The following is a 25,131-nucleotide window of genomic DNA, read 5'->3' as shown; positions in this document are numbered from 1 at the left end:
GGGCTCCCTCAGACCTCGTACGGCTGGACCACGATGAAGTTGCCGGGGGCGCCCCGGAACTGCAGGTTGACGCTCTCGCCGGTGTCGCCCGGATAGGCGTTGCGGCGCATCCGGACCTGGCTGGAGACGACCACCTGGGAGGCCGCCGACCAGGCGACCACGGCGTTGCAGTCGGCGAACGTCGTCGGCGTCACCGGCAGCACGACGGGCGTGCCGTGTGTCTTGACGACGATCGTGCCGGTGCCCTGGAACTGCATCGTGAACAGCGCGCCGCCGGGGATGCCGTGGCCCTCGATCCGGCGGACCTCGTACTGGAGGCTCTCGTCGAAGGCGAGGACGCTCTCGGCGGAGACACAGATCGCGTCGCCCTGGAGCTCGATGGGGTGCAGATGTGCGGAGTTCTCGGCGAGGAAGACCTGGCCGTGGCCGGTGCAGCGCATCAGCTGCATCTCCTGGCCGGTCGCGTTGCCCACGATCCGGCCGGCGAACCCGGCGCCCTTGTAGCTGAAGTCGACCTTGCCCTGGTAGAGCACCATGCTGCCCTGCCGGGCCAGCACCGGCTGGCCTCCCATGCCCAGGTCGACCCGGACGAGCTTCTTGTTCTGCTGCGTCCAGCGCTGCCCGGTGGGCGTCTCCTTGAACTTCTGGAGCGCCGCGCCGACTCCGGCTCCGCCCTCGGGAACGCCCTGCGGGATTCCGTAGGTCTGCTGGCCGGGGACCTGCCCGAACGACGGCTGCTGGCCGTAGCCCGGGGGCGGGGCCGGGGCCTGGGGTGCCTGGGGGTAGCCGGGCGGTGCGGGCGGGGACTGCGGAGCCGCCGGGGGCTGGCCGTAGCCGGGCGGCATGGGCGCGCTCGGGGCGGGCGGCTGGCCGTAGGGCGCGGGGGCCGGGGACGGCGGCGGCACGGTGCCGGGGACTGACGGGGCCAGCGGGGCGATGACGGTGGGCGCGCCGTGCACGTTCGGAGCCGGCACCGGGCCGGGTGCCGGGGGCGGGGTGAAGCCCTGGGGCGCGGGGGCCGGCGGGGCGGGCACCGGCGCAGGGCTCGGTGCGGGCGCGGGGCTCGGTGCGGGCGCGGCAGGAGCGGCGAACGCGGGCGGCGCGAATCCCGGTGCGGGACCGGCCTGTGACGGCTGCGGCTCGGGCGCGGCGGGCGCCTCCTCCTCCATCACCTCGCCGCCGAAGTTCTTCAGCAGCGCGTCCAGACCGCCGTCGAAGCCCTGGCCGACGGCGGCGAAGCGCCACACGTCCTTCAGGTAGAAGTCGCCCAGCATCACGGCGCGCTCGGTGGAGAACTCCGAGCCGTTGAAGGAGTACCGGGCCACCTCCTCGCCGCCCGCGACGATCCGGATGTATCCGGGCGCGACCTGGGACATCTGCCCGGCGCCGTCGAGGGTCGCCGTGAACGCCAGCTTCTGGATCCGCGGCGGGATCCGGTCCAGCGTGACCCGGAAGGACTCCGTGTCGCCCGCCTGCGCACCCAGCAGCTGGATGGACTCCTCGGGTGACTTCGGCTGGTTGAAGAAGACGAAGTACCGGTCGTCCGACAGCCGCTCGTCGGCGTCCAGACCGAAGCAGCTGATGTCGAAGGTCAGTCCGGGCCCCGCGATCTGCACGCCTACGTACAGATCCGTGCCCGCCGTCAGGTCACTGATCCTGGCCTTGTGGCCGCGTTGGAATTCCCTGGCCATGCGCTACGACCGTCCCCCATCCCGAATGTGAGTGCGTCGCGCCAGGCTAACGGCTAACTCGGACATCGGAGGAAGTCGGTACAGACCCGGTACACAACCGGGCTCAGCGGCCCCGAAGGCAGCATTGGCCGGGCGCGTCACTCATCGCGCGCGCCGGGCACATGGGGCAGCCGTTCAGCGGCGACCACCCCTTCGAGGTAACCCCGGGCCCGCTCGGTCCGCGGATACGCCTCCAGGAGCCGCCAGAAGTCGGGACCGTGCCCGGGCACCAGCAGATGGGCCAGTTCATGGCAGAGCACGTAGTCGACGACGTACTCGGGCATGCCCTGGAGCCGGTGCGAGAGGCGGATGCTGCTCTCGGCGGGGGTGCAGGAACCCCAGCGGGTGTTCTGGTTGGTGACCCAGCGCACCGACGCGGGCCGGGCCCGGCCGTCGAAGTACTGGACCGACAGCCGCTCTGCGCGCTCGGCCAGTTCGGCGTCGCCCAGCACTCGCTTGCTCTCCTGGGCGGCGAGTTTGTTGAGCATGACGGTCACCCAGCGTTTCTCCTCCGCCTCGGACATCCGGGCGGGGATCAGCACGATGGTGCGATCGCCCTCGCGGTACGCGGAGACCGTCCGGCGGCGCCGGGCGCTTCTGCGAACCTCGATCGCGCTCACCCCCAAGCCGCTGGGCGGCTGGCTCGTCATGCTGCGCTGTGGCTTTCCGGCGCGTTGCAGTGGGTCGGCGGGCACGCCCCGACGTTACCCGCTGCACACGCGGGAAGTCCCGGGTCCGGGACGGTTCGGTGCCGATCCCCCACCATGCGTTTGATTTGTACGACGAATACCCACCGCCTGTGGACAACTTTCGGCGTCCGCCGAGCGGGCCGGGCATGCTGGCAGTCCTCGGCGGAGCGTGACCGGCTCCACCGGCAGACGGGGATCTTCCATGACCTTTCGACAGCTACGGGGGACTGTCATGCATCCGTTGGTGAAGCCCGCGCTCCGGCGCGGCTGGCGTGATCTCAACACCGTGCAGTTCGGGATGACCCCGGTGCACGCGATGACACTCGGGCCGATGGACACGGCGACCGGCAGCTTTCTGGACCTGCTCAACGGCACCCGGGGGCTCGCGCTGCTGCGTGCGGAGGGGCGGCGCATGGACCTGCCGGACGGGCATGTCGACGCGCTGGTCGAGCGGCTGTCCCGGGCCGGGCTCGTCGACGACGCGCGCGGCGGCGGGCCGGCCGCGGAGGCGCTGCGCACGAAGCAGGAGGTCCTGGACCGGCTCGGTCCCGATCTCGCGTCGCTGTCCCTGATCACTGCGGAGCCGGGCGGCGCGATCGGCCGGCTGGCGGCCCGGCGTGCCCTGCGGGTGCAGGTCCGGGGTGCGGGCCGGGTCGGTGTCACGCTGGCCGCGCTGCTGTCGGGCGCGGGTGTCGGCGAGGTCGACGTGCGTGACGTGGGTCGCGTCCAGCCGTGGGACGTGGCGCCGGGCGGGCTGCCGGCGGAGGCGGTCGGCGAGCGGCGGGACGAGGCCGCCCGCAGAGTCGTCCGCCGGGTCGCCCCGGACCGTCCGCCGCGCCGCCCTGACCCGGCAGCGGAGGAACCCGGCCTCTCCCTGGTGATCATCGCCCCGCGTGACGACGTCCTGGTGCACGCCCCGGACGCGCGCGCCGCCGAGCCGCTCATGACCTCCGGGACACCTCACCTCTACACGGGCGTCGTGGAGGGCACGGGCGTCGTCGGTCCGCTCGTCCTGCCCGGCGGGACCGGCTGCGCCCGCTGCCTGCACGAGCACCGCTCGGACCGGGATCCGGCCTGGCCGCGCCTGATCACCCAGTGGCGGTCCGGCCAGGCCCGCCGGGTGGGGGCCTGCGATCTGACGCTGGCGACGGCCGTGGCCGGGCTGGCCGCCGCGCATGCCCTGGCCTTCCTCGACGGGGAGTCGCCGTCCGGCACGGGAGTGCGCTGGGAGGCGTCCGTGCCGGCTCTGCACTGGCATGCGCGGCCGGTCCGGCCGCACCCCGCGTGCCCGTGCGGAGCTGCGGAGAAAGCTAAGGGGGAACACTCCTCAACCAACGGGGCTGCGCACGAGACAATGGTGGTGCAACGGCCGTCGGCGGAGCGACGAGAGCGCACGGATGCCGCCCGGCCGAATGGGACTTGGAGGGCGCATGTCTGATCTTCCCCGGAAGGCGGTCACCCGGACCGCCAAGCTCGCCGCGCTCCCGCTCGGCTTCGCCGGCCGGGCGACCTGGGGTCTGGGCAAGCGCATCGTGGGTGAGTCCGCGGAGATCGTCAGCCGCGAGCTGCAACAGCGCACGGCGGAGCAACTCTTCAAGGTTCTGGGAGAGTTGAAAGGCGGGGCCATGAAGTTCGGACAGGCCATGTCCGTCTTCGAGTCCGCCCTCCCCGAGGAGATCGCCGGCCCCTACCGGGCGGCCCTCACCAGACTCCAGGACGCCGCACCGCCGATGCCGACCCGCACCATGCACGCGGTCCTCGCCGAGCGCCTCGGCGAGGACTGGCGGGAGCTGTTCCTGGAGTTCGAGGAGAAGCCCGCGGCGGCGGCCTCGATCGGCCAGGTACACCGGGCGGTGTGGCACGACGGCCGTGCGGTCGCGGTCAAGGTGCAGTATCCGGGAGCAGGCGAGGCCCTGCTGTCCGATCTCGGGCAACTGAGCCGTTTCGCCCGCCTGTTGGGTCCGCTGATCCCGGGCATGGACATCAAGCCCCTGATCGCGGAGTTGCGCGACCGGGTCTCCGAGGAACTGGACTACGCCCTGGAGGCACAGGCCCAGGAAGCGCACGCTGAGGAGTTCGCGGACGACCCCGATGTGGTGGTCCCCGCGGTGGTGTACCAGTGCGACCAGATCCTGGTCACCGAGTGGATCGACGGGATACCGCTCTCCGAGATCATCTCGGAGGGTACGCAGGAGCAGCGTGACCGGGCCGGTCAGCTCCTGGCCCGGTTCCTGTTCTCCGGGCCGGCCCGCACCGGCCTGCTGCATGCCGACCCGCACCCGGGCAACTTCCGGCTGCTGCCCGGCGGGCCGGAGGACGAGGAGGAGTGGCTCCTGGGCGTGCTGGACTTCGGCACGGTCGACCGCCTCGCGGGCGGCCTGCCCGCCCCGATCGGCGACTCCCTGCGGATGACACTGGACGGAGACGCCGAGGCGGTCTACGAGCTGCTGTGCGCCGAGGGGTTCGTCAAGGACTCCATAGAGCTGGACCCCGACGCCGTCCTGGACTATCTGCTGCCGATCATCGAACCGGCCGAGGTCGACGAGTTCACCTTCACCCGCAACTGGATGCGCAGCCAGGCGGCCCGTATCGCCGACCCCCGCAACCCCGCCCACCAGTTGGGCAAACAGCTCAACCTGCCACCGGCCTACCTGCTGATACACCGGGTGACCCTGAGCACCATCGGCGTGCTCTGCCAGCTGGGCGCGACGGTGCGGCTGCGGGAGGAACTGGAGGCGTGGCTGCCCGGGTTCGTACTCGAAGAGGCCGAAGGGGCCGAAGAAGCCACGGATGCCATGGAAGCCATGGAAGCCGAGGAGGCGGAGGCGGCCGTAGAGGTGCAGTAGGGACGCAGCAGGGGCGGTGATCACCACCAGGCCGAGTCGAGCCGGCCTTCGATCGCTCTGAGGTTCTCCCTGGAGCAGGTGTCACAGAAGAACTGGCGGACGCCGTTCTCCACGGAGCAGGTCCAGGTAGTGGGCCGGGGCCCGTCGGCCGGGGTGCCGCAGCGGGCGCACACAGGAGAGTGGGGCTCCGCGGCGGAGCCAGCGTGATCACTGCCCCGGGAAGACTCGTCACCCGGCGACGACAACGCCGCGGTGCGTGGATCCGCGGGCACAACGCACCGCGGGGGCCGGTCCGTTCGGCCGGACCGGCCCCCGCGTAAAGCTTTCGCCTCCCTCAGCCGGGAGGCCACCGCTTCAGGTGTTCGGGATCACTGCATGACGGCCATGGCGAGCGCGCGGCGGGCGCGCTTGGAGGCGCGCTCGGCCCGGCGCTGCATCCGGCGAGCGGTCGCCAGGCGCGCGGCCTGGCGTTCCCGCTCGGCCTCTTGCAGTCGCTCGTGCATATGCGCACGAGCCAGGGCTTCTGGAATGAGTTGCATCTCGCGGGTCCTGTTCTGACGCGAGCCGGTGGTCGTACCGGCGGTGGTGAAGTCTGGGATCGCGGAGCCGGTGGGCTCGCTGGTGGACGGCTTCATCGGGGCCTGCTTCTTGGGGTCGTGCGTGAGGGGGCGGTCGATCGTTCCTTGGATGTTCATGCCGTGACCGGGTTCTTGCGCGGGCGGCCACGCGGCCGCTTGCGGGCGACGACGACACCCTGGACGAACAGCTCGCCACCCCAGACGCCCCAGGGCTCACGCCGCTCCTTGGCACCGGCGAGGCAGGCCTCGATCAGCGGGCAGGTGCGGCAGAGGGACTTGGCGTACTCGACGTCCGCCGGCGACTCGGCGAAGAAGACCTCCGGGTCGTAGGAACGGCAGGGGACGGGCACGCCGAGGTTCTCGATGGCGTCGTCGAGCGCGGTGAGCGCGGTGAGCGGGATCAAGGTGGAGTCCTCCGTGAGGCCGGGCGGGGGGATCGTTTCGGAAGGCGGTACGGACGGGGCGTGCGCTTCGAGTTGCACGGCTGTTCTTCCTCGTCTGGTCGTGCCGGTCGGGTTGGACCGGTTGGCGGCTGGTACCGGGTTCTGCTCTTGTCCCGAGGCCCCTTCGCCCGTCTGTCCCTGTGGTGGGGACAAACAGAAGGGCCGCGGATCCCGGATGGGGTTCCGCGGCCCTGAAGGCGCCGGCCTGATCGATCAGGCTGGATCACTCCAGGGTTCTGGCCCACGGAAGGCCCACATCAGGTGGTGCTGCGTCGTCTGCTTCCGGCTTCCGGCACCGGCTGCCGTAAAGGCATAGGCCTTGGCCTGTGCCGCTACTGCTTCCAGTGCCTCAGTCGGTCGCTCATTGCGCTCACGGACGGGAAGGCCCGCGAGAGAAACGGAGGACGCCGGACGCACGGCAGGAATGCCGGACAGACCGGTGCCCAGGTTCGAGACGCCGAGCATGCACACGGAGACGGCCGAGAGATCGGTCATTTTGGCCGCGCTGATGTTGGTCTTGATGCTGATCACTGGACTCGCCTCCTCTCGGCGTCTAGGGGACTGGGATGAGCCAGTCCGCTCGGGTATGCAAGTACAACACGGAACCGGGCCTTCGAGAAGGCCGCCGCTTCCGTGCCTAGAACCTATGGGGATTGCTGGGGCATGCGCAAACTATTTTTTCGACGAGTTGGCATCAGTCCTCCTCGACAACTCCCTCGGGCTGCCGACCTGCGCAGATGGCCAGAACATCGGCGCCGTAACGGTTGAGCTTGCGCATGCCGACGCCGGGGATGCGGGCCAGTTCACGGTCGTCGTCGGGCGCGTTCTCGGCGATGGCCATCAGCGTCCTGTCGGTGAAGACGCAGAAGGCGGGCTGGCCGCTGAGCCGGGCCTGGTCCGCACGCCACTCCCGCAGCCGCTCGTAGAGCCCCTCGTCCATGTCGGAGGGGCAGTTGTCGCAGCGCATCAGTTTCATCTCGCCGGCGTCGGTGAGAGTGCGCCCGCAGACCCGGCAGCGGGCGGGGGTGCGCTGGGTGCGCCTGGGTGCGGCCACGGGGACGCCGGTGAAGCCGCGTTCGACGCCTCCGGTGCCGGTGCCGGAGCCACGGCCGACGGTGCCGGTGGAGCCGGGGCGCAGGCCGTCCAGGAAGTGGCTGGGCCTGCGGTTCGGGCGGCCACCGGGGGTGCGGGAGAGGGACCAGGAGACATGGAGCCGCTCTCTGGCGCGGGTCACGCCGACATAGAGGAGACGGCGTTCTTCTTCGATCTGCTCGTCGGTCTTCGCATAGGTGATCGGCATCATGCCCTCGGCGACACCGACCAGGAAGACGACGTCCCACTCCAGGCCCTTCGCCGAGTGCAGGGAGGCGAGGGTGACGCCCTGGACGGTCGGCGCGTGCTGGGCCCCCGCACGCTCGTCGAGTTCCGCGACGAAGTCGGCGAGGGTGGCGGTGGGCCGGCCGGCGGTGACGTCGTGCGCCAGGTTGACCAGGGCGGCCAGTGACTCCCAGCGCTCCCGGACCGCACCGGAGCCGGCCGGGGGCTCGGTGGTCCAGCCCTCTCCGGAGAGGACCGCACGCACCTGGGAGGGCAGGTCCACGGTGTCGTCGAGCAGCGCGTCGTTGCCGCCGAAGCGGGCCGCGGCGCGCAGGGCGACGCCCGCCTTGCGCACCTCGGGCCGGTCGAAGAACCGCTCGGCACCGCGCAGCTGGTAGGGCACCCCGGCGTCGGCGAGGGCCTGCTCATAGGTCTCGGACTGGGAGTTGGTGCGGAACAGAATGGCGATCTCGGCGGCCGGGACCCCGGCGTCGACCAGCTCGCGGATACGGCGGGCGGCGCCCTCGGCCTCGGCGGGCTCGTCGGCGTACTCGGTGTAGACGGGCTCGGGTCCCGCGCGGCGCTGGGAGATCAGTTCCAGGCGGTGGTCGGCGGCGCGGCCGTGGGCCTGGGCCAGCAGGCCGTTGGCGAGACGGACGACCTGGGGGGTGGAGCGGTAGTCGCGGACCAGCTTGACGACGGTGGCCCCGGGGTGGCGGATGCGGAAGTCGAGCAGATGGTCGGGGGTTGCTCCTGTGAACGAGTAGATGGTCTGGCTGGCGTCGCCGACCACGCACAGGCTGTCGCGGTCGCCGAGCCACAGTTCCAGCAGGCGTTGCTGGAGGGGGCTGACGTCCTGGTACTCGTCGACGACGAAGTGCTGGTACTGGGCGCGGACCTGGTCGGCGATGTCGTGCCGGTCCTGCAGGACCGCGACGGTGAGCAGCAGGACGTCCTCGAAGTCGATGACCGCGCGGTCCCGCTTGAGGTCCTCGTAGACCGAGTAGATCTGGGCGATCTCGGCCGGGTCGCGGGGGGCCTCGCGGCCGGCCTTCACGGCGGCGGGCGCATAGTCGGCGGGGACGGTCTGGGTGACCTTGGACCACTCGATCTCGGCGGTGACGTCCCGCAGCTCGCCCCGGTCGAGGCGGATACGGCAGGCGGCAGCCGCATCGGCGACCAGCTGGACCTTGCGGTCGACGAGCCGGGGCAGCGAGCCACCGATCGCTTTCGGCCAGAAGAACTGGAGCTGGCGCAGCGCGGCCGAGTGGAAGGTGCGGGCCTGCACCCCCTGGGCACCGAGCTGGCGCAGCCGGCCGCGCATCTCCCCGGCGGCGCGGTTGGTGAAGGTGACGGCGAGCACGCTGGACGGCTGGAGAATGCCCGCCCGCACCCCGTAGGCGATCCGGTGGGTGATCGCCCGGGTCTTGCCGGTACCGGCTCCGGCCAGCACGCACACCGGACCGTTCAGGGCGGTCGCCACCTCGCGCTGCTCGGGGTCGAGCCCTTCGAGCACCGCGTCGGCAGAGTCCGGTACCTGCGGGAAGAGGGAGGAGTGCGTTGCTGCTGTCACACGGCCATGCTGCCAGGTCGCCGGAGACTGCTGTGCCGGTTGTCCACAGGCAGGCCCTTGCAGTCGTACTAATGCGGCAGGCGTCACCCGGGGCCCCGGGTGACGCCGGGAATGGCGGGCGGGCGGCGTACGTTCCTCTCCTGGATGACCTTCCCGACCTGCCGAAGGAGCGCGAGCGAGATGCAGGGCACTGTGACGATGTACAGCACCACGTGGTGCGGCTACTGCCGCCGGCTGAAGAGCCAGATGGACCGCGAGGGCATCGCGTACACCGAGATCAACATCGAGCAGGACCCGGAGTCGGCCGCGTTCGTGGAGAAGGCGAACGGCGGGAACCAGACAGTCCCCACGGTCCTCTTCGGCGACGGCTCGACGCTGACGAACCCCTCGCTGGCCCAGGTCAAGCAGAAGATCAGCGCGTAGTCGTCCTTCGCGTTCCTCGCACAAGGCGGCCTCTGACCCCGGGTCAGAGGCCGCCTTCGTGCATGTCGCCCGGCTTGTCCCACACGAGTGTGTAACGCCACAGCAGTCGACGCCGGTACCGGCGTCCGGGGAGCAGGTGCTCGGTGGCCCGCCGGACCTCTTTCCAGTTCATGATCGGGTCCTCGACGGGCATGCCCGACGGACCCTGCTCGCCGCCGTTCCTGCGCGCGGTCAGCCGCGCCGTGGGGACCCCGCAACCGCTGATCACCCGGTCCAGGAGCGTGCGGTTGTAGGCCATACCGACGATGACCAGCCGGCCGCCGGGCGCGAGCAGCCTCACCAGCCGTTCGATCGCGTCGTCGAAGGGGGCGTGGTGGAGGACAGCGACCGCGCTGACGAAGTCGTAGCTCCCCTCGTCGAGGAGCGCGCCGTCGAGATAGTCACCCTCCAGGAAGGTGACGTTTCCCACGCCGTCCCCTTTGTGCGCCAGCCGGATCATCTCCGGTGACCGGTCCACGCCGGTCACCGACTCCGCCCTGGCCGCCAGCTTGGCGGCCAGCAGGCCGTCACCGCAGCCGACGTCCAGGGCGGCACGGCAGCCGGGCGGCACGGCATCCAGCACCACCGGGTGGTAGTGGACGTTGTGGTTCCAGTAGGTGTCGTGGGTGTCGGTCATCAGGCCGGGTCGCCGTCTCAGACGAAGCTCCTGGTGGGCAGGGGCTTGCCGTACCACATCTCGATCAGGCGGGCCGCGATGGAGATCCCGTACGGCGGCAGGACGTCGCCGGAGTCGAAGGCGGCGCCCAGTTCGTCTCGGGAGAACCAGCGGGCCTCGTGGATCTCGTCGCCGTCGACGTTGATCTCGGTCGAGGTCGCGCGGGCCATGAAGCCGAGCATGAGGCTGGACGGGAACGGCCAGGGCTGGCTGGCGACGTACTCGACGGGGCCGACGGTGACCCCGGCCTCCTCGAAGACCTCCCGACGCACCGCCTGCTCGATGGACTCGCCGGGCTCGACGAAGCCTGCCAGCGTGGAGAAGCGGCCCTCGGGCCAGTGGACCTGGCGGCCGAGCAGGATGCGGTCGTCCTCGTCGGTGACGGCCATGATCACGGCGGGGTCGGTGCGTGGGTAGTGTTCGGCGCCGCAGGCGGGGCAGCGGCGGATGTGGCCGGCAGCGGCGATCACCGTGCGCTCGCCGCAGCGGGAGCAGAAGCGGTGGGTGCGCTGCCAGTTCTCCAGGCCGACCGCGTGCACCATCAGGCCCGCGTCACGCGGCGACAGCAGCAGCCCCGCCTCGCGCAGACCGGCCGGGCGCGCGGACTGGTCGATACGGCCGGGCAGGGCGTCCTTCTGGAGTGCGAAGTAGCTGACGCCGTCCTCGTCGGTACCCAGGAAGTAGCGGTGCGCTTCGGTGAGGGGAGCCTCGAAGGACGGGGTCATGACGAGTTCGGTACGGCCTTCGGGCGTCTCGTCGATGAGGACCTGGCCGCCGGAGACCACGAAGCAGCGGGTGTCGGGATGGCTCCACGCCGCCGCGAGCCAGGCCTCGTCGAGCCGGTGGTGGGCGGCGCGGTCGATGCCGCTCGGGGCGGTGAGCGAGATGGGTCGGTCGGCGGTGTGGTCGGTCCAGGTGGTCACGGGTGCTTCCAACTCCCCCAGTGCAACGGATGTTTCAGCGGGCGGTTCAGCGGGACGAAGGGCGGGAGGAGACCGGGTCGGGCGGGGACGGGCGGGGCGGCCCTTCCAGTGTGCCCCGCGCGCGATGTCGCTCCGGACGGCGCGGACGGGTCAGGGGGCATGGCGCCAGTTCTCGGCCAGGTCACCCCACAGGTAGGCGCTGGTCTCGACGCCCTTGAGGAGAAGGTCCAGCTCGACCTTCTCGTTCGGGGCGTGCCAGCCGTCGGAGGGGACGGAGATCCCCAGGAAGAGGACGGGTGCGCCGAGGACGTCCTGGAGGTCCGCGGCGGGCCCTGAGCCACCCGAACGGGTGAACCGGACCGGTCCCTCGAAGGCGCGGCCCATGGCGCGGGCCAGCGACTGGAGGCCTGGGTGGTCGAGCGGGGTCAGGCACGGGCGGGTGGCCGGCAGGAAGGTGATCTCGGCGCGGATGCCGGCGGGGATCCGCTCGGTGGCCCAGGCGCGGACGGCCTTCTCGATGTGCTCGGGCTCCTGACCGGCGACCAGCCGGAACGACAGCTTGACCATGGCCGAGGACGGGATGATCGTCTTGCTGCCGGGGCCCTGGTAGCCGCCGCCGATGCCGTTGACCTCGGCAGTGGGGCGGGCCCAGATGCGCTCCAGGGTGGTGTGCCCGGCCTCGCCCTCGGTGGCGTACGAGTGCGCTTCGCGCAGCCAGCCCTCCTCGTCGAAGGGCAGCTCGGCCCACAGCTCCCGCTCACGGTCGCTGAGCTCGACGATGCCGTCGTAGAAACCGGGGATCGCCACGCGCGCGTGCTCGTCGTGCAGTGCGGCGACCAGGCGGGCCACGACGGTGGCCGGGTTGGGGACGGCGCCGCCGAAGGCTCCGGAGTGGATGTCCTGGTCGGGGCCGTGCAGGACGATCCCGCACTCGACGAGGCCGCGCATGCCGGTGCAGACCGTGGGGGTGTCCTCGGACCACATGCCGGTGTCGGAGACGATCACGGTGTCCGCGGCGAGCCGGTCCGCGCGTTCCTCGACGAGGGCCCGGAAGTGCGGGGAGCCGGACTCCTCCTCGCCCTCGATCAGCAGCTTCAGGTTGACGGCGGGTGCGGTGCGGCCGGTGGCGGCGAGGTGGGCGCGGACGCCGAGTGTGTGGAAGAACACCTGGCCCTTGTCGTCGGCGGCCCCGCGCGCGTAGAGGCGGTTCTCGCGGACGACCGGCTCGAAGGGGTCGCTGTGCCAGCCGTCCGCGCGGGCGGCGGGCTGTACGTCGTGGTGGCCGTAGACGAGGACCGTGGGTGCCTCGGGGTCGCCCGCGGGCCATTCGGCGAAGACGGCCGGGGCGCCCGGTGTCTCCCAGACCTCGGCGACCGGGAAGCCGGTCTCCTTGAGTGCGGCGGCGAGCCAGTCGGCGCTGCGGCGGACATCGGCGGCGTGTTCGGGCTGGGCCGACACGGACGGGATGCGCAGCCACTCGGCGAGGTCGTCGAGGAAGGCGGCACGGTGCTGCTCGATGTACGTACGGACAGCGCTGTCCGGGGTCTGGCTCATGGTCACGAGCCTATCGGCCCGCACCGACATCCTCGGCGGGCGGTTCGTCACACTCGGCTTGCCCGACAGCGCGTCCGGCAGCTTGTCCGACGATCAGCCTTTCCAGGGCGGCCCGGTCGGGCAGCCCCTCCGGTCGCTCGACCTCACCGGTGCGGACGTGCACGAACGCGGCGGTGACCGACTCGGGCGGCACGCCCTGCTGCTCGGCCCAGCCGATCCGGTAGATCGCGAGCTGGAGCGGGTCGGCGGCCCGGGTACGGCTGGTCTTCCAGTCGACGATCTCGTACGTCGCCCCGTCGCCGTGCCCGGTCCGGTAGACGGCGTCGATCCGGCCCCGTACGACCCGGCCGGCGAGGGCGAGCTGGAAGGGTGCCTCCACGCGGTAGGGCGTGCGGTGGGCGTACTCGGTGCGTTCGAAGGCCTCCTTGAGGGCTTCGAGGTCGCGTTCGTCGGCGATCTCGGCGTCGCTTCCGGGCAGCTCGTCGGGCTCCAGCAGGGGCAGGGTGAGCTCTTCGTAGCGTGCCTCGACCCAGGCGTGGAATCGGGTACCCCGGCGTGCGGCCGGTTGTGGCGGGCGCGGCATGGGGCGCGCGAGTTCCTGTGCGAGCCCGTCCGGGTCCTCGGCGAGCCGCATCAGCTGGGTGGCGGAGAGCGCGGCCGGCAGGGGCACGTCGGTGACGCTCCGGCGGGCACGCAGCAGCTCGCCGGTGAGGGCGTCGAGGTCGCGGTCCCAGGAGGCGATGGCGCGGGCCTCCTCGGGGGTGAGGGGGGTGCGCTCCGGGGCGCGCGCGTGTTCCGGTCCCGGGGCGCCTTCGTGCTCCCGCGTGCGCGGGGGCGTGCGCTCGGCGGGTGTCGCCTGGTGCGGGACCGTGGGGCGGTCGGCGCTCAGGGATTCCCAGTCGGCGTTGTCCTCGTCCGGGAAGTCGTCGGCGTAGGGATCGGGCTCGTCGTCGGGCGGCGTGGGCCACTCCGGGTCCTCGTGGCCGGCGGGGTCGTGACCGGCCGCGGGGTGGCCGTCCTCCCCTGTCGTGAGTGCGTCCAGGTGGGCGAGGACGGTCTCGGCGGCCGCGCGGCGGCGGGCCAGGGCAGCCTCGTCCAGGGGCAGCGGCCACACCTGGTCGACGCTCGCCGTGTGCAGGGCCGGGTTCTCCTCGTCCTCCTCCGGTTGGTCGGCCCAGGCCTCGATCTCGCCGTGTCCGCCGGCGCAGTGGTCGTACAGGGCCTGCAGGAAGTCGGAAGGGCCGCGTGGCTTCTTCTGGCTGGGGCCCCACCAGTGGCCGGAGCCGAGGAGCAGGGAGCGGGGCCGGGTGAAGGTGACGTAGCCGAGGCGGAGCTCCTCGGTGTGCTGGTGGTCCTTCATGGCCTCGTGGAAGGCCTTCATGCCCCGCGAGTCCCAGGCCTCGACATCGGGCAGGGTGTCGGTGTCGCCGCGCAGGGCGTGCGGGAGCACCTTGGCCTGGGCGGTCCACTTCTCCCGCCCCTGGCTGCTCGGGAAGGTGCCCTTGACCAGGCCGGGGACGACGACGACATCCCATTCCAGGCCCTTGGACCTGTGCGCGGTCAGCACCTTGACGGTGTTCTCACCGCCGGGCAGGGCGTTGTCGAGGCCCTTCTCGTACTGGGCGGCGGTGCGCAGGAAGCCGAGGAAGGCGAGCAGGGTCGCCTCCTGGTCTCCGGCCGCGAAGGAGGCGGCGACGTCGAGGAAGTTGGAGAGCGTCTCGCGGCGGCGGGCGGCCAGCGCGTGCGGGGACGCGGACAGTTCCACCTCCAGGCCGGTGACGGCGAGGACGCGGTGCAGTACGTCCATCAGCGGGTCGGACAGGGAGCGGCGCAGCTCGCGCAGTTCGGTGGCCAGGCGGGCGAAGCGCACGCGCGCGTCCGGCGAGAACGGCAGGCCGTCGTCCTGCTGCTGGGCGTCGAGCGGCAGCTCCAGGAAGGTGTCCAGGGCGTCCGCGAGCGATATCACCTCGGCCGGGTCGACCCCCTCGACGGCCTCGGCGAGCCTGCGGTCCGGGTCGTCGGCGTCGCCCACGCGCGCGTGGGACACCAGCAGCCGGGCGCGGCGGCCGAGGAGGGCGAGGTCGCGGGGGCCGATGCGCCAGCGTGGGCCGGTCAGCAGCCGGACCAGGGAGGCGTTGGCGCCCGGGTCCTGGAGGACCTCGCAGACGGCGACGAGATCGGCCACCTCGGGCAGGTGCAGCAGCCCGGAGAGGCCGACCACCTCGACGGGGACGTCCCGCGCGACCAGGGCGCCCTGGATCTCCGCGAAGTCGGTCGCCGTACGGCACAGGACCGCGATCTCGCCGGGTGCCGTGCCGGTGCGGACGAGGTGGGCGACGGAGTCCGCGATCCAGTCCATCTCCTCGGCATGGGTGCGCAGCAGGGCGCAGCGGACCGTGCCGTCGAGTTCGGCGCCCGGCGCCGGGCGCAGGGCCGCCACGCCCGCGTGCATGGCGCGCAGCGGCTCGGCGAGGCCGTTGGCGAGGTCGAGGAGACGGCCGCCGCTGCGGCGGTTCTCGCTGAGCGCCTGGCGGGTGGCGGGGCTCCCGTCGGCGTGCGCGAAGTGCTCGGGGAAGTCGTCCAGGTTGGCGACGGAGGCACCGCGCCAGCCGTAGATGGCCTGGCAGGGGTCGCCGACGGCGGTCACGGGGTGACCGGTACCGCCGCCGAACAGGCCCGCCAGGAGCACCCGCTGGGCCACCGAGGTGTCCTGGTACTCGTCGAGGAGTACGACACGGAACTCGTCGCGCAGCAGGCGGCCCACCTCGGCGATGCCGGCCAGCGCGGCGGACAGCGCGATCTGGTCGCCGAAGTCGAGCAGGTCCCGCTCGCGCTTGGCGGCCCGGTAACGGACGACGAGTCCGGCCAGTTCGCGGCGGGCGGCGGCCGTCTCGGGAACCTTGCGCAGGTCGGCGTTGCCGAGCTTGACGGCCGCGAGGGTGTTCAGCAGTCCGGCGTCCCAGGCCCTCAGGTCCTCGGGGCGTACGAGGTGTTCGGCGAGCTCGGAGTCGAGGGTGAGCAGGTCGCCGACCAGGTCGGCGAAGGAGCGGGTGAGGGCCGGATAGGGGCCGGGTGCCTCGCGCAGCACGCGCGCGGCGAGCTGGAAGCGGGTGGCGTCGGCGAGCAGCCGGGAGGACGGCTCCAGGCCGATGCGCAGGCCGTGGTCGGTCAGCAGGCGGCCGGCGAAGGCGTGGTACGTCGAGATGGCCGGCTCGCCCGGCGGGTTGTCCGGGTCGATGACATCGGGGTCGGTGACGCCCGCCTTGGCCAGCGCCTTGCGGACGCGCTCGGCGAGCTCTCCGGCCGCCTTGTTGGTGAAGGTGAGGCCGAGGACCTGTTCCGGGGCCACCTGTCCGGTGCCGACCAGCCAGACCACGCGGGCCGCCATCACCGTCGTCTTGCCCGACCCGGCTCCGGCCACGATCACCTGCGGGGCGGGCGGCGCGATGATGCAGGCCGTCTGCTCCGGGGTGAACGGGATGCCGAGGAGCTCTTTGAGCTGCTCGGGGTCGGTGATGCGGGCGGGCATGCCGTCGAGGCTAACGGTGACCACTGACAACGGTGGGACAGGCGTCGTACGTCACTCGACCACGTGACGCCCCTCGGGCCGCGCGCTGCACGATGCCCGGAAGGCGCAGTGCGTGCAGTGCTGGCCGGTGGTCGGCGTGAACCGTTCGTCGAGGACCTTGCCGGCGGCGGTGGCCAGCAGGTCGCCGACCCACTCCCCCTCCAGCGGCTCCTGGGCCTGCACCTTGGGCAGGGTCTCGCCGCCGTCGCGCTGGGCGGCGCCCTGCCGGAGGTGGACCAGTTCGGCGCCGCCGGCTTCCGGGCGTACGCCGTCGAAGGCGTCGTCCACGGCGCCCTCGCGGACCGCGAGCTGGTAGACGGCGAGCTGCGGATGCCGGGCCACCTCGGCCGCGCTGGGCGCCTGTTTGCCGGTCTTGAAGTCGACGACGTAGGCGCGGCCCTCGCCGTCCGTCTCCACGCGGTCCATCTGGCCGCGGATGCGCACCTCGTAGTCGCCCGCTTCGAGGCTGACGTCGAAGTCCTGCTCGCTGGCCACGGGGGTGCGTGCGGTGCGGTCCAGGACGTGCCATTTCAGGAAGCGTTCGAGCGCCACGCGCGCGTTGTCCTTCTCCTGGGCCGACTTCCAGGGGGCGTCGAAGGCGAGCGCGTTCCACACCGACTCCAGGCGCTCCATGAGGACCGCGAGGTCGGCCGGGGTGCGTCCGGAGGCGACCTCGTCGGCCAGGACGTGCACGACGTTGCCGAAGCCCTGGGCGGTGGTGGCGGGCGCGTCGGCCTTCACCTCGCGGCCCAGGAACCACTGCAGGCTGCAGGTGTTGGCCAGCTGGTCGAGGGCGCTGCCGGAGAGCACGACGGGCTGGTCGCGGTCGCGCAGCGGCACCTTGCTCTCGGTCGGCTCGAACATGCCCCACCAGCGGTAGGGGTGGGCGGAGGGCACCAGGGGGCGGCCGTCCTCGTCGGCGAGGGCGGCCAGCCGGGCCAGCCGCCGGGCGGCGGCCTCCCGCAGCGTGTCGGACGCGCGCGGGTCGACCGTGGTCGCGCGCAGCTCGGCGACCAGGGCGGCCACGGAGAGCGGGCGGCGGGGCCGTCCGGTGACGTCCTGGGGTTCGGCGCCCAGCTCGGTGAGGAACCGGGAAGGCTGGTCGCCGTCGTCCGCGGGGGCCTTCACGGCGGTGACGACGAGGCGTTCACGCGCGCGCGTGGCGGCGACGTAGAACAGGCGGCGCTCCTCGGCGAGGAGTGCGCCCGGGGTGAGCGGTTCGGCGAGTCCGTCGCGGCCGATGCGGTCGGCCTCCAACAGCGAGCCGCGGCGGCGCAGGTCGGGCCACAGGCCCTCCTGGACGCCGGCGACGACGACCAGGCGCCACTCCAGGCCCTTGGAGCGGTGTGCTGTCAGCAGACGGACGGCGTCGGGGCGTACCGCCCTCCCGGAGAGGGTGTCGGCGGCGATGTCCTCGGCCTCGATCTCCGCGAGGAAGTTCAGCGCGCCCCGGCCGCCGCTGCGCTCCTCCGCGCGGGCGGCGGTGGCGAACAGGGCGCACACGGCGTCCAGGTCACGGTCGGCGTTGCGGCCGGCCGCGCCGCCGCGCCGGGCGGCGCGCTCCAGGCGCGAGGGCCAGGGCGTGCCGTTCCACAGGTCCCACAGCGCCTCCTCGGCCGTACCGCCGCCCGCCAGGCGCTCCCTGGCCTTCCTGAGCAGCGCGCCGAGCCGCTGCGCCCCGCGCGCGTACCCGGGGTCGTGGACGGCCAGGCGCTCGGGTTCGGCGAGGGCCCGGGCGAGCAGGTCGTCCGAGGGCGGCGGCAGGGCGTTGCCGGCCGCCCGCTCCTCGTCGCGCAGGGCGCGGCCGAGGCGGCGCAGGTCGGCTGCGTCCATGCCGGCGAGAGGCGAGGTGAGCAGGGTGAGCGCGGTCTCGGTTCCGAGCCAGCAGGGGGCCGCCGCGGTGGCCTCGTCCCCGCCGGGGCCGGTCTCTTCGGTGCTCGCGCCCGCACCCGGGTGTGCCGCTTCCGCCTCCGCCACCGCCCGGAGCGCCGTCAGCAGGGGTGCCACCGCCGGTTCGTGGCGCAGCGGGACGTCGTCGCCGTCGATGTCCAGGGGTACGCCGGCCGCGGTGAGGGCGCGGCGGACCGTCGGGATGGTGCTGGACCCGGCGCGCACCAGGACGGCCATGTCGCTCCAGCGCACGCCGTCCTCCAGGTGCGCGCGTCGCAGGATGTCGGCGATGTTGTCCAGCTCGGTGCCGGGCGTCGGGTACGTGTAGACCTCGACGACGCCGCCGTCCCGGGCGGCGGCCAGTTCGCGGTGGGCGCGCACCTTGTCGGCGGGCAGCCGGGTCAGCGGCATCCGCTGGGTCAGCAGGCGGGTCGCGGCCAGCAGGCCGGCGCCGGAGCGGCGGGAGGTCCGCAGCACCTCGACCGGGGCGGGGCGGCCGTCCACGCGCGCGAAGGCGGACGGGAAGTCCAGGATGCCGTTCACGTCGGCGCCCCGGAAGGTGTAGATCGACTGGTCCGGGTCGCCGAAGGCGACCAGCGTGCGGCCGCCGCCGGCCAGGGCGTGCAGCAGCCGGACCTGGGCCGGGTCGGTGTCCTGGTACTCGTCGACGTACACGGCGTCGTAGCGGCCGGCCAGGTCAAGGGCGACCTCGGGGCGCTGGGTGAGCAGTACCGCGCGGTGGACGAGTTCGGCGTAGTCGAGGACGCCCTGGAGGTCGAGGATGTCGAGGTACTCGGCGAGGAAGGCGGCCGCGGCCCGCCAGTCGGGGCGCCCGATACGGCGGGCGAAGGCGTCCAGGGCGGCCGGGTCCAGGCCCAGTTCGCGGCTGCGGGCGAGAACCGCGCGGACCTCGTCGGCGAAACCCCGGGTGGTCAGGCAGGCGCGCAGTTCGTCCGGCCAGCGCACCGGGTCGAGCCCGAGCCGCTCCAGCTCCGCCTGGCCGGCCAGCAGCTCGCGGACGGTGACGTCCTGCTCGGGGCCGGACAGCAGCCGTAGCGGGTCGACGAACAGGCCGCTGTCCTGGTGGGCGCGGACCAGGGCGTAGCAGTACGAGTGGAAGGTGGTCGCCCGGGGCGCGCGGGCCGCGCCGACACGCAGGGCCATGCGGTCGCGCAGTTCGACGGCGGCCTTGCGGCTGAACGTCAGCACCAGGATCCGCTCGGGGTCCCCGCCGCGGGCGATCCGCGCGGCCACCGACTCCACGAGGGTGGTGGTCTTGCCGGTGCCGGGACCTGCGAGGACGAGCAGCGGGCCGGCCCCGTGGTCAACCACGGCGCGCTGTGCGGCGTCCAGACGAGGGGGATCCGCATCGGCCGGCGGGGTACGCACCAGTCGGTAAGCGCCACGGGTCCCCTGTCGCACCTGGAGGTGCGACAGACGCCTGGTGGAGGAAGAGGAGCTCACGTGGTTCGCCGGTCCTGGTGGGTGTGCTGGCTGGCTCGCGGTCGCGCGGGCAGTGCGGTGGCCGTGGGGTGAGCGGGACACGCGCAGCCGACGCTACGCCGACGAACCGGACGGAAGCAGGGCTTCCGCTTCTTCCCGTCCGTCTCGGGCGGCACTCGCGGCACGCGCACCCCGCATCCCACGAACGTACGTCATGCCACGGACGTCCCGGGTGTCCCTCGAACGGGCCACAGGTTCCCCCCGAGGGCCCCGGATGGCGGAAGCTGTCAGGTGTGAGCCCCCGCGTCCGTGCCGCCGTCCCACCGCGCCCGCTTCATGTCGAGCCGCGGCAGGTGCCCCTCCGCGGTCCTGCTCGCCGCCTTCAGCGGAGTGCCCTCGGCGCGGTAGCGGTCCAGGGCGCTCAGCTCGTGCCCCGGCAGCAGCGCCCCGTCGGCGCGCACCACACGCCACCACGGGACGGAGCCCCCGTACAGGGACATCACCCGCCCCACCTGGCGCGGCCCTCCCTCCTCCAGCCACTCCGCGACGTCGCCGTACGTCATCACGTGCCCGGGCGGGATCCGCTCGGCGACCTCCAGGACCCGCTCGGCGTACTCGGGCAGCTCGTCCGCGTGCCTCTCTCGGGTGTCCTCGGGAAGGCTCTGCTCGCTCATTCGCCCCATCCTGCCGCACCCCACCGACAGCCCGCTCGGTGTGCGTCAGGTCTCCGCCTCGCCCTCGGGCCGCGCTTGGGGCAGACTGTGCGCCCCCGCATCTGCACCCTGATGCCCTCGTGTGTCGGTGGGGCATGCCACCATCGTGCGGGCGGTGACTGGTGATACGAGATCAAGAAGAGACGACCGAGCAGCAGGGCGTGCACCCCGACGGAGCGGCGGGCACCTCTGACGCCGCCGCACGCCCGGACGCGGCGGAATCCGGCACCGGACCTTCGGAATCCGCGCGCGCGGAGGTCGTGGAACCGGACGCCGGACACCCGCCCCCCGCTGCCGCACCCGACGCCGCCCCCGACGCCTCCGAGGCGGAACACGTGCCGGACGAGACCCACACGGACGAGGTGGAGGGCGACGAACCGCTGCTCCCCGCGCGCGTGCACCGCCCCTCCGACCTCATGCGCCTCCTGGTCGGCGTGCTCGCCATCGCCCTGCTGCTCGGTATCGCCGCGTTCGCGCACGGCACCACCTCCGGGCTCGAACAGGACATCAACAAGGGCACCGGGCAGGCCCCCGACCTGCTGATCAAGATCGCGGGGCTGGCCTCCAGCATCGCGATCCTGCTGGTGCCGGTCGCGTTCGCGATCGAGCGGCTCATCAAGCGGGACGGGCTGCGCATCGCCGACGGCGTGCTCGCGGCCGTCCTCGCCCACGGAGTGACCCTCGCCACCGACCTGTGGGTCGCCCGGGCCGCCCCGGGCTCCATCCAGGAGGCGCTCACCCAGCCCTCCCCCGGAGACATCCACGCCCTCACCGACCCGGTGCACGGCTATCTCGCGCCCGTCATCGCCTATATGACGGCCGTCGGCATGTCCCGGCGGCCGAGATGGCGCGCGGTCCTGTGGATCGTGCTGATGCTCGACGCGTTCTCCATGCTCGTCACCGGCTACACGACACCGTTCTCGATCATCCTCACGGTACTGATCGGCTGGACCGTCGCCTACGGCACGCTCTACGCGGTCGGCTCCCCCAACGTCCGCCCCACCGGCCGGACGCTGCTGGCGGGCCTGCGGCACGTCGGCTTCCACCCGGTCGGCGCGGCCCGCGAGGAGGCCCTGGACACCGAGAACGGCGACCGGGGCCGGCGCTACTTCGTCACCCTGGAGGACGGCCCGCCGCTGGACGTCACGGTCGTCGACCGGGAACAGCAGGCCCAGGGCTTCTTCTACCGCGCGTGGCGCAACCTGACCCTGCGCGGCTTCGCCACCCGCTCCAGCCTCCAGTCGCTGCGCCAGGCCCTGGAGCAGGAGGCGCTGCTGGCGTACGCGGCGATCGCGGCCGGTGCCAACGCACCCAAGCTGATCGCCACCTCCGAGCTCGGCCCGGACGCCGTGATGCTCGTCTACGAGCACACCGGCGGCCGCACCCTCGACTCACTGGCCGACGAGGAGATCACCGACGAACTGCTGCGCAACACCTGGCACCAGGTGCAGGCGTTGCAGTCGCGCCGGATCGCGCACCGCAGGCTCGCGGGTGACGCCATCCTGGTGGATCGTTCCGGCACGGTGATCCTCACGGACCTGCGCGGCGGCGAGATCGCGGCCGGCGAGCTGCTGCTGCGCATGGACGTCGCCCAGCTGGTCACCACGCTCGGTCTGCGGGTCGGCGCCGAGCGGGCGGTGGCCTCGGCGGTCGGAGTCCTCGGACCCGACGCCGTCGCCGACTGCCTGCCGATGCTCCAGCCGATCGCGCTCACCCGCTCCACGCGCGCGACGCTGCGAAGACTGGCCAGAGAGCGCGCCGAGCGTGAACGCGACGCGGTCCTGGAGGCGTCCCGGCAGGCCAAGCAGGCCCGCGCGGAGGAGGCCGAGAAGCCCGACAAGAAGACGGTGCGGGCCGAGCAGCGGGCCGAGAAGCGGGCCCTGGACGACGCCCTGGAAGAGGCCCGCGAGGAGGACCTGCTCACCCAGATCCGGCACCAGGTGCTGAGGATCAGGCCGCAGGCGCCCGTCGAGCCGGCCCGCCTGGAGCGGGTGCGGCCGCGCACGCTGATCAGCCTCATCGCCGGCGCGATCGGCGCGTACTACCTGCTGACCCAGCTCACCCACATCGAGTTCGGCCCCCTGGTCGCGAACGCCCAGTGGGGCTGGGTGATCGCCGCGGTGCTGTTCTCGGCGGTCAGCTATGTCGCCGCCACGATGGCGCTGCTCGGGTTCGTGCCCGAGCGGGTGCCGTTCGTGCGGACCGTGGCGGCGCAGGTCGCCGGGTCGTTCGTGAAGATCGTGGCGCCCCCGGCGGTCGGCGGTGTCGCCCTCAACACGCGCTTCCTGCAACGCGCGGGCGTGCGCCCCGGGCTCGCGGTGGCCAGCGTCGGCGCCTCGCAGCTGTTCGGGCTCGGCTGTCACATCCTGATGCTGCTGTCCTTCGGCTATCTGACGGGCACCGAGAAGACCCCGTCGCTGTCGCCGTCCCGCACCGTCATCGCGGGCCTGCTGACCGTCGCCGTACTGGTCCTCGTGGTGACCTCGGTGCCGTTCCTGCGGAAATTCGTCTCCACGCGCGTGCGGTCGCTTTTCGCGGGCGTCGTGCCGCGCATGCTGGACGTGCTCCAGCGGCCGCAGAAGCTCATCACCGGCATCGGCGGCATGCTGCTGCTGACCGCCTGCTTCGTGATGTGCCTGGACGCCTCCATCCGCGCGTTCGGCGACGAGTCGACCTCGCTCAGCATCGCCAGCGTCGCCGTCGTCTTCCTCGCCGGAAACGCGCTCGGCTCCGCGGCCCCGACCCCGGGCGGTGTCGGCGCGGTCGAGGCGACCCTGACCGTCGGCCTGATCGCCGTCGGCCTCCCCAAGGAGGTCGCGGCCCCCGCCGTCCTGCTGTACCGGCTGCTGACCCTGTGGCTGCCGGTCCTGCCCGGCTGGCTGGCCTTCAACCACCTGTCCCGCAAGGGAGCGCTCTAGCCACGGCGACGGAGCCGAGGGCGCGAGGCGCTCCGGCTCGTACAGGACCCGCTCCGGCTCGCACAGGACCCGCTCCGGCTCGTACGGAACGCACTGCGGCCGTACCGGGGCCGTAGCTCGTACGGCTCGCGCCCCGCGCGCGTGGCCGCGCGCGACCCCAGGATGGGAATATGCCGAACCCCTTCCGGATCCGTGTCGCCGCCCTGACCGCCGCTCTGGCGCTGTCCTGCCTGCTGAACGGGTGCAGCGACAGCGCCGCCAAAGACGGGGATCTGACGGCACAGAAGCTGGACTGGAAGGCCTGCCCGGCCCCCGACGAGGCCGAGGGCGGCGGCGACACCCCCTCGCCGCTGCCCGGTGGCGGCGCCTGGCAGTGCGCCACCATGAAGGCGCCGCTGGACTGGTCGAAGCCGAAGGGCGCCACCATCGGCCTGGCGCTGATCCGGGCCACGGCCAGCGGCGAGGCGAGCAAACGGATCGGCTCCCTGATCTTCAACTTCGGCGGGCCGGGCGGCAGTGGCATCACCACGCTCCCCGCGTTCGCCGAGGACTACGCGGCCCTGCGTACCCGCTACGACCTCGTCAGCTTCGACCCGCGCGGAGTCGGCCGCAGCGATCCCGTCGAGTGCGAGAACGACCAGCAGCTCGACAACTACTTCCAGCAGGACGCGACACCCGAGACCAACGTCGAGCGCACCCAGCTGATCAACCGCACCGAGCAGTTCAACGCCGCCTGCGAGAAGAACTCCAAGTCGATCCTGCCGCATGTACGCACCACCGACGCGGCCCGCGACATGGACCTCATGCGCCAGGTCCTCGGCGACCGGCAACTGCACTACTTCGGCATCTCCTACGGCACCGAACTCGGCGGCGTCTACGCCCACTTGTTCCCGAAGAACGTGGGCCGGGCCGTCTTCGACGGCGTCATCGACCCCACCCAGAACACCGAACAGAGTTCGCTGGGGCAGGCCAAGGGTTTCCAGCTCGCGCTCGACAACTTCGCCGAGGACTGCACGTCCAAGAAGACCGAGTGCCCGATCGGCGACACCCCGCAGGACGTGAAGGACCGTATCGCCAAGCTCCTCGCGGACCTCGACAAGAAGCCGATCCCCGGCATCCTTCCCCGCCAGCTGACCGAGACGGCCGCCACCAACGGCATCGCCCAGTCCCTCTACTCGAAGGACTTCTGGGAGTACCTCACCGAGGGGCTCGAAGAGGCGTACGACGGCGACGGGAAGATCCTGATGCTGCTGTCCGACTCGATGAACGGCCGCAGCCAGAACGGCGAGTACAGCAACATCACGGCGGCGAACATCGCCATCAACTGCGCCGACGAGAAGCCTCGGTACAGCGCCGACTACGTCCAGCAGAGAGTGCCCGCGTTCCGTGCCGCCTCCCCGCTGTTCGGCGACTACCTCGCGTGGGGCATGGTCAGTTGCACGAGCTGGGCGGTGCCGGGCGCCGCCGACCACCCCGACGTCAGCGCGCCCGGGTCGGCACCGATCCTGGTCGTGGGGAACACCGGCGATCCGGCCACGCCGTACGAGGGCGCGAAGAAGATGGTGGAGTCGCTGGGGAAGGGCGTCGGGGTGGAGCTGACCTACCAGGGGCAGGGTCACGGGGCCTACGACAGCAAGAACAAGTGCGTGCAGTCGGCCGTGAACGGCTACTTGCTGGAGGGGAAGGTACCGAAGGCCGGCACGGTCTGTTCCTGAGCGCGAGGGTGGGTGATCGCGCCGACGCGGCGGAGCCGTATGCCGAGCCCACCTCCACACCTCCCCCAGGGATATAGGAAAACCGCAGGTCAA

At 72.3% G+C, this 25,131-nt stretch carries 17 protein-coding genes; 5 read left to right on the top strand and 12 right to left on the bottom strand.

Going from position 1 to position 25,131, the window contains the following annotated elements; genetic code table 11:
* Positions 1-8: 8 nt before the first annotated feature.
* Both ACFWXC_RS20260 and ACFWXC_RS20255 read right to left on the bottom strand, forming a co-directional pair.
* A complete protein-coding gene (locus ACFWXC_RS20260) occupies positions 9-1,691 on the bottom strand; it encodes a TerD family protein (RefSeq protein WP_384480498.1) in 1,683 nt (560 codons plus the stop codon).
* Positions 1,692-1,828: 137 nt separating this feature from the next.
* Positions 1,829-2,425 carry a M48 family metallopeptidase gene (locus tag ACFWXC_RS20255; protein ID WP_384480496.1) on the bottom strand — a complete coding sequence of 199 codons (597 nt, stop codon included), beginning with the start codon at positions 2,423-2,425 and terminating at the stop codon, positions 1,829-1,831.
* A 226-nt stretch (positions 2,426-2,651) separates the two neighbouring features.
* On the opposite strand from ACFWXC_RS20255, the gene ACFWXC_RS20250 reads away from it, so the two are divergent.
* Positions 2,652-3,857, top strand: coding sequence for a TOMM precursor leader peptide-binding protein (locus ACFWXC_RS20250; RefSeq protein ID WP_384480494.1), 1,206 nt, complete (start codon positions 2,652-2,654; stop codon positions 3,855-3,857).
* On the top strand, positions 3,850-5,265 hold the full coding sequence (locus ACFWXC_RS20245) for an ABC1 kinase family protein (RefSeq protein ID WP_384480492.1): 1,416 nt from the start codon (positions 3,850-3,852) through the stop codon (positions 5,263-5,265). Before ACFWXC_RS20250 ends, ACFWXC_RS20245 begins: the two co-directional genes overlap by 8 nt.
* 368 nt (positions 5,266-5,633) lie before the next feature.
* Here ACFWXC_RS20245 and ACFWXC_RS20240 read toward each other — a convergent pair whose 3' ends face one another.
* From ACFWXC_RS20240 to ACFWXC_RS20225, 4 genes are all read right to left on the bottom strand, one after another.
* Positions 5,634-5,960 (bottom strand): hypothetical protein, encoded by a 327-nt coding sequence (locus ACFWXC_RS20240; RefSeq protein ID WP_384480490.1) that lies wholly within the window; start codon positions 5,958-5,960, stop codon positions 5,634-5,636.
* Positions 5,957-6,325 carry a WhiB family transcriptional regulator gene (locus tag ACFWXC_RS20235; RefSeq protein ID WP_010984500.1) on the bottom strand — a complete coding sequence of 123 codons (369 nt, stop codon included), beginning with the start codon at positions 6,323-6,325 and terminating at the stop codon, positions 5,957-5,959. Before ACFWXC_RS20235 ends, ACFWXC_RS20240 begins: the two co-directional genes overlap by 4 nt.
* Before the next feature lie 174 nt (positions 6,326-6,499).
* Complete coding sequence (locus tag ACFWXC_RS20230; RefSeq protein WP_351745475.1) at positions 6,500-6,817, bottom strand: hypothetical protein; 318 nt, start codon at positions 6,815-6,817, stop codon at positions 6,500-6,502.
* Positions 6,818-6,980: 163 nt separating this feature from the next.
* Complete coding sequence (locus tag ACFWXC_RS20225; RefSeq protein ID WP_384480487.1) at positions 6,981-9,176, bottom strand: ATP-dependent DNA helicase UvrD2; 2,196 nt, start codon at positions 9,174-9,176, stop codon at positions 6,981-6,983.
* 180 nt (positions 9,177-9,356) lie between these two features.
* On the opposite strand from ACFWXC_RS20225, the gene ACFWXC_RS20220 reads away from it, so the two are divergent.
* The gene (locus ACFWXC_RS20220) at positions 9,357-9,599 is read left to right on the top strand and encodes a mycoredoxin (RefSeq protein ID WP_351704819.1); all 243 of its coding nucleotides are present in this window, start codon (positions 9,357-9,359) and stop codon (positions 9,597-9,599) included.
* A gap of 43 nt (positions 9,600-9,642) precedes the next feature.
* Here the strand turns inward: ACFWXC_RS20220 and ACFWXC_RS20215 are convergent, their stop codons facing one another.
* The 6 genes from ACFWXC_RS20215 to ACFWXC_RS20190 form a co-directional block, all read right to left on the bottom strand.
* A complete protein-coding gene (locus tag ACFWXC_RS20215; protein WP_384480484.1) occupies positions 9,643-10,275 on the bottom strand; it encodes a class I SAM-dependent methyltransferase in 633 nt (210 codons plus the stop codon).
* Positions 10,276-10,292: 17 nt separating this feature from the next.
* Entirely contained in the window at positions 10,293-11,237 is a 945-nt protein-coding gene (nudC, locus tag ACFWXC_RS20210) for an NAD(+) diphosphatase (RefSeq protein WP_384480482.1), read from the bottom strand.
* 150 nt (positions 11,238-11,387) lie between these two features.
* On the bottom strand, positions 11,388-12,791 hold the full coding sequence (locus ACFWXC_RS20205; RefSeq protein ID WP_384480480.1) for a dipeptidase: 1,404 nt from the start codon (positions 12,789-12,791) through the stop codon (positions 11,388-11,390).
* A 10-nt stretch (positions 12,792-12,801) separates the two neighbouring features.
* A complete protein-coding gene (locus tag ACFWXC_RS20200; RefSeq protein WP_384480478.1) occupies positions 12,802-16,320 on the bottom strand; it encodes a UvrD-helicase domain-containing protein in 3,519 nt (1,172 codons plus the stop codon).
* A gap of 51 nt (positions 16,321-16,371) precedes the next feature.
* A complete protein-coding gene (locus tag ACFWXC_RS20195) occupies positions 16,372-19,713 on the bottom strand; it encodes an ATP-dependent helicase (RefSeq protein ID WP_384480476.1) in 3,342 nt (1,113 codons plus the stop codon).
* A gap of 266 nt (positions 19,714-19,979) precedes the next feature.
* Positions 19,980-20,366 carry an MGMT family protein gene (locus ACFWXC_RS20190; protein WP_384480474.1) on the bottom strand — a complete coding sequence of 129 codons (387 nt, stop codon included), beginning with the start codon at positions 20,364-20,366 and terminating at the stop codon, positions 19,980-19,982.
* 161 nt (positions 20,367-20,527) lie between these two features.
* Between ACFWXC_RS20190 and ACFWXC_RS20185 the strand changes: the two genes are divergently transcribed.
* Together ACFWXC_RS20185 and ACFWXC_RS20180 are read left to right on the top strand one after the other, a co-directional pair.
* Complete coding sequence (locus tag ACFWXC_RS20185; protein ID WP_384480472.1) at positions 20,528-23,323, top strand: lysylphosphatidylglycerol synthase domain-containing protein; 2,796 nt, start codon at positions 20,528-20,530, stop codon at positions 23,321-23,323.
* Positions 23,324-23,493: 170 nt separating this feature from the next.
* On the top strand, positions 23,494-25,038 hold the full coding sequence (locus ACFWXC_RS20180; RefSeq protein WP_384480470.1) for an alpha/beta hydrolase: 1,545 nt from the start codon (positions 23,494-23,496) through the stop codon (positions 25,036-25,038).
* The last annotated feature ends 93 nt before the right edge of the window (positions 25,039-25,131 follow it).

Origin of the sequence: Streptomyces sp. NPDC058683, assembly GCF_042716195.1 — a bacterium.
Taxonomy (GTDB): domain Bacteria; phylum Actinomycetota; class Actinomycetes; order Streptomycetales; family Streptomycetaceae; genus Streptomyces.
The sequence above is the reverse complement of the archived record's forward strand: the minus strand, read 5'-3'. Positions and strand labels throughout refer to the sequence as shown.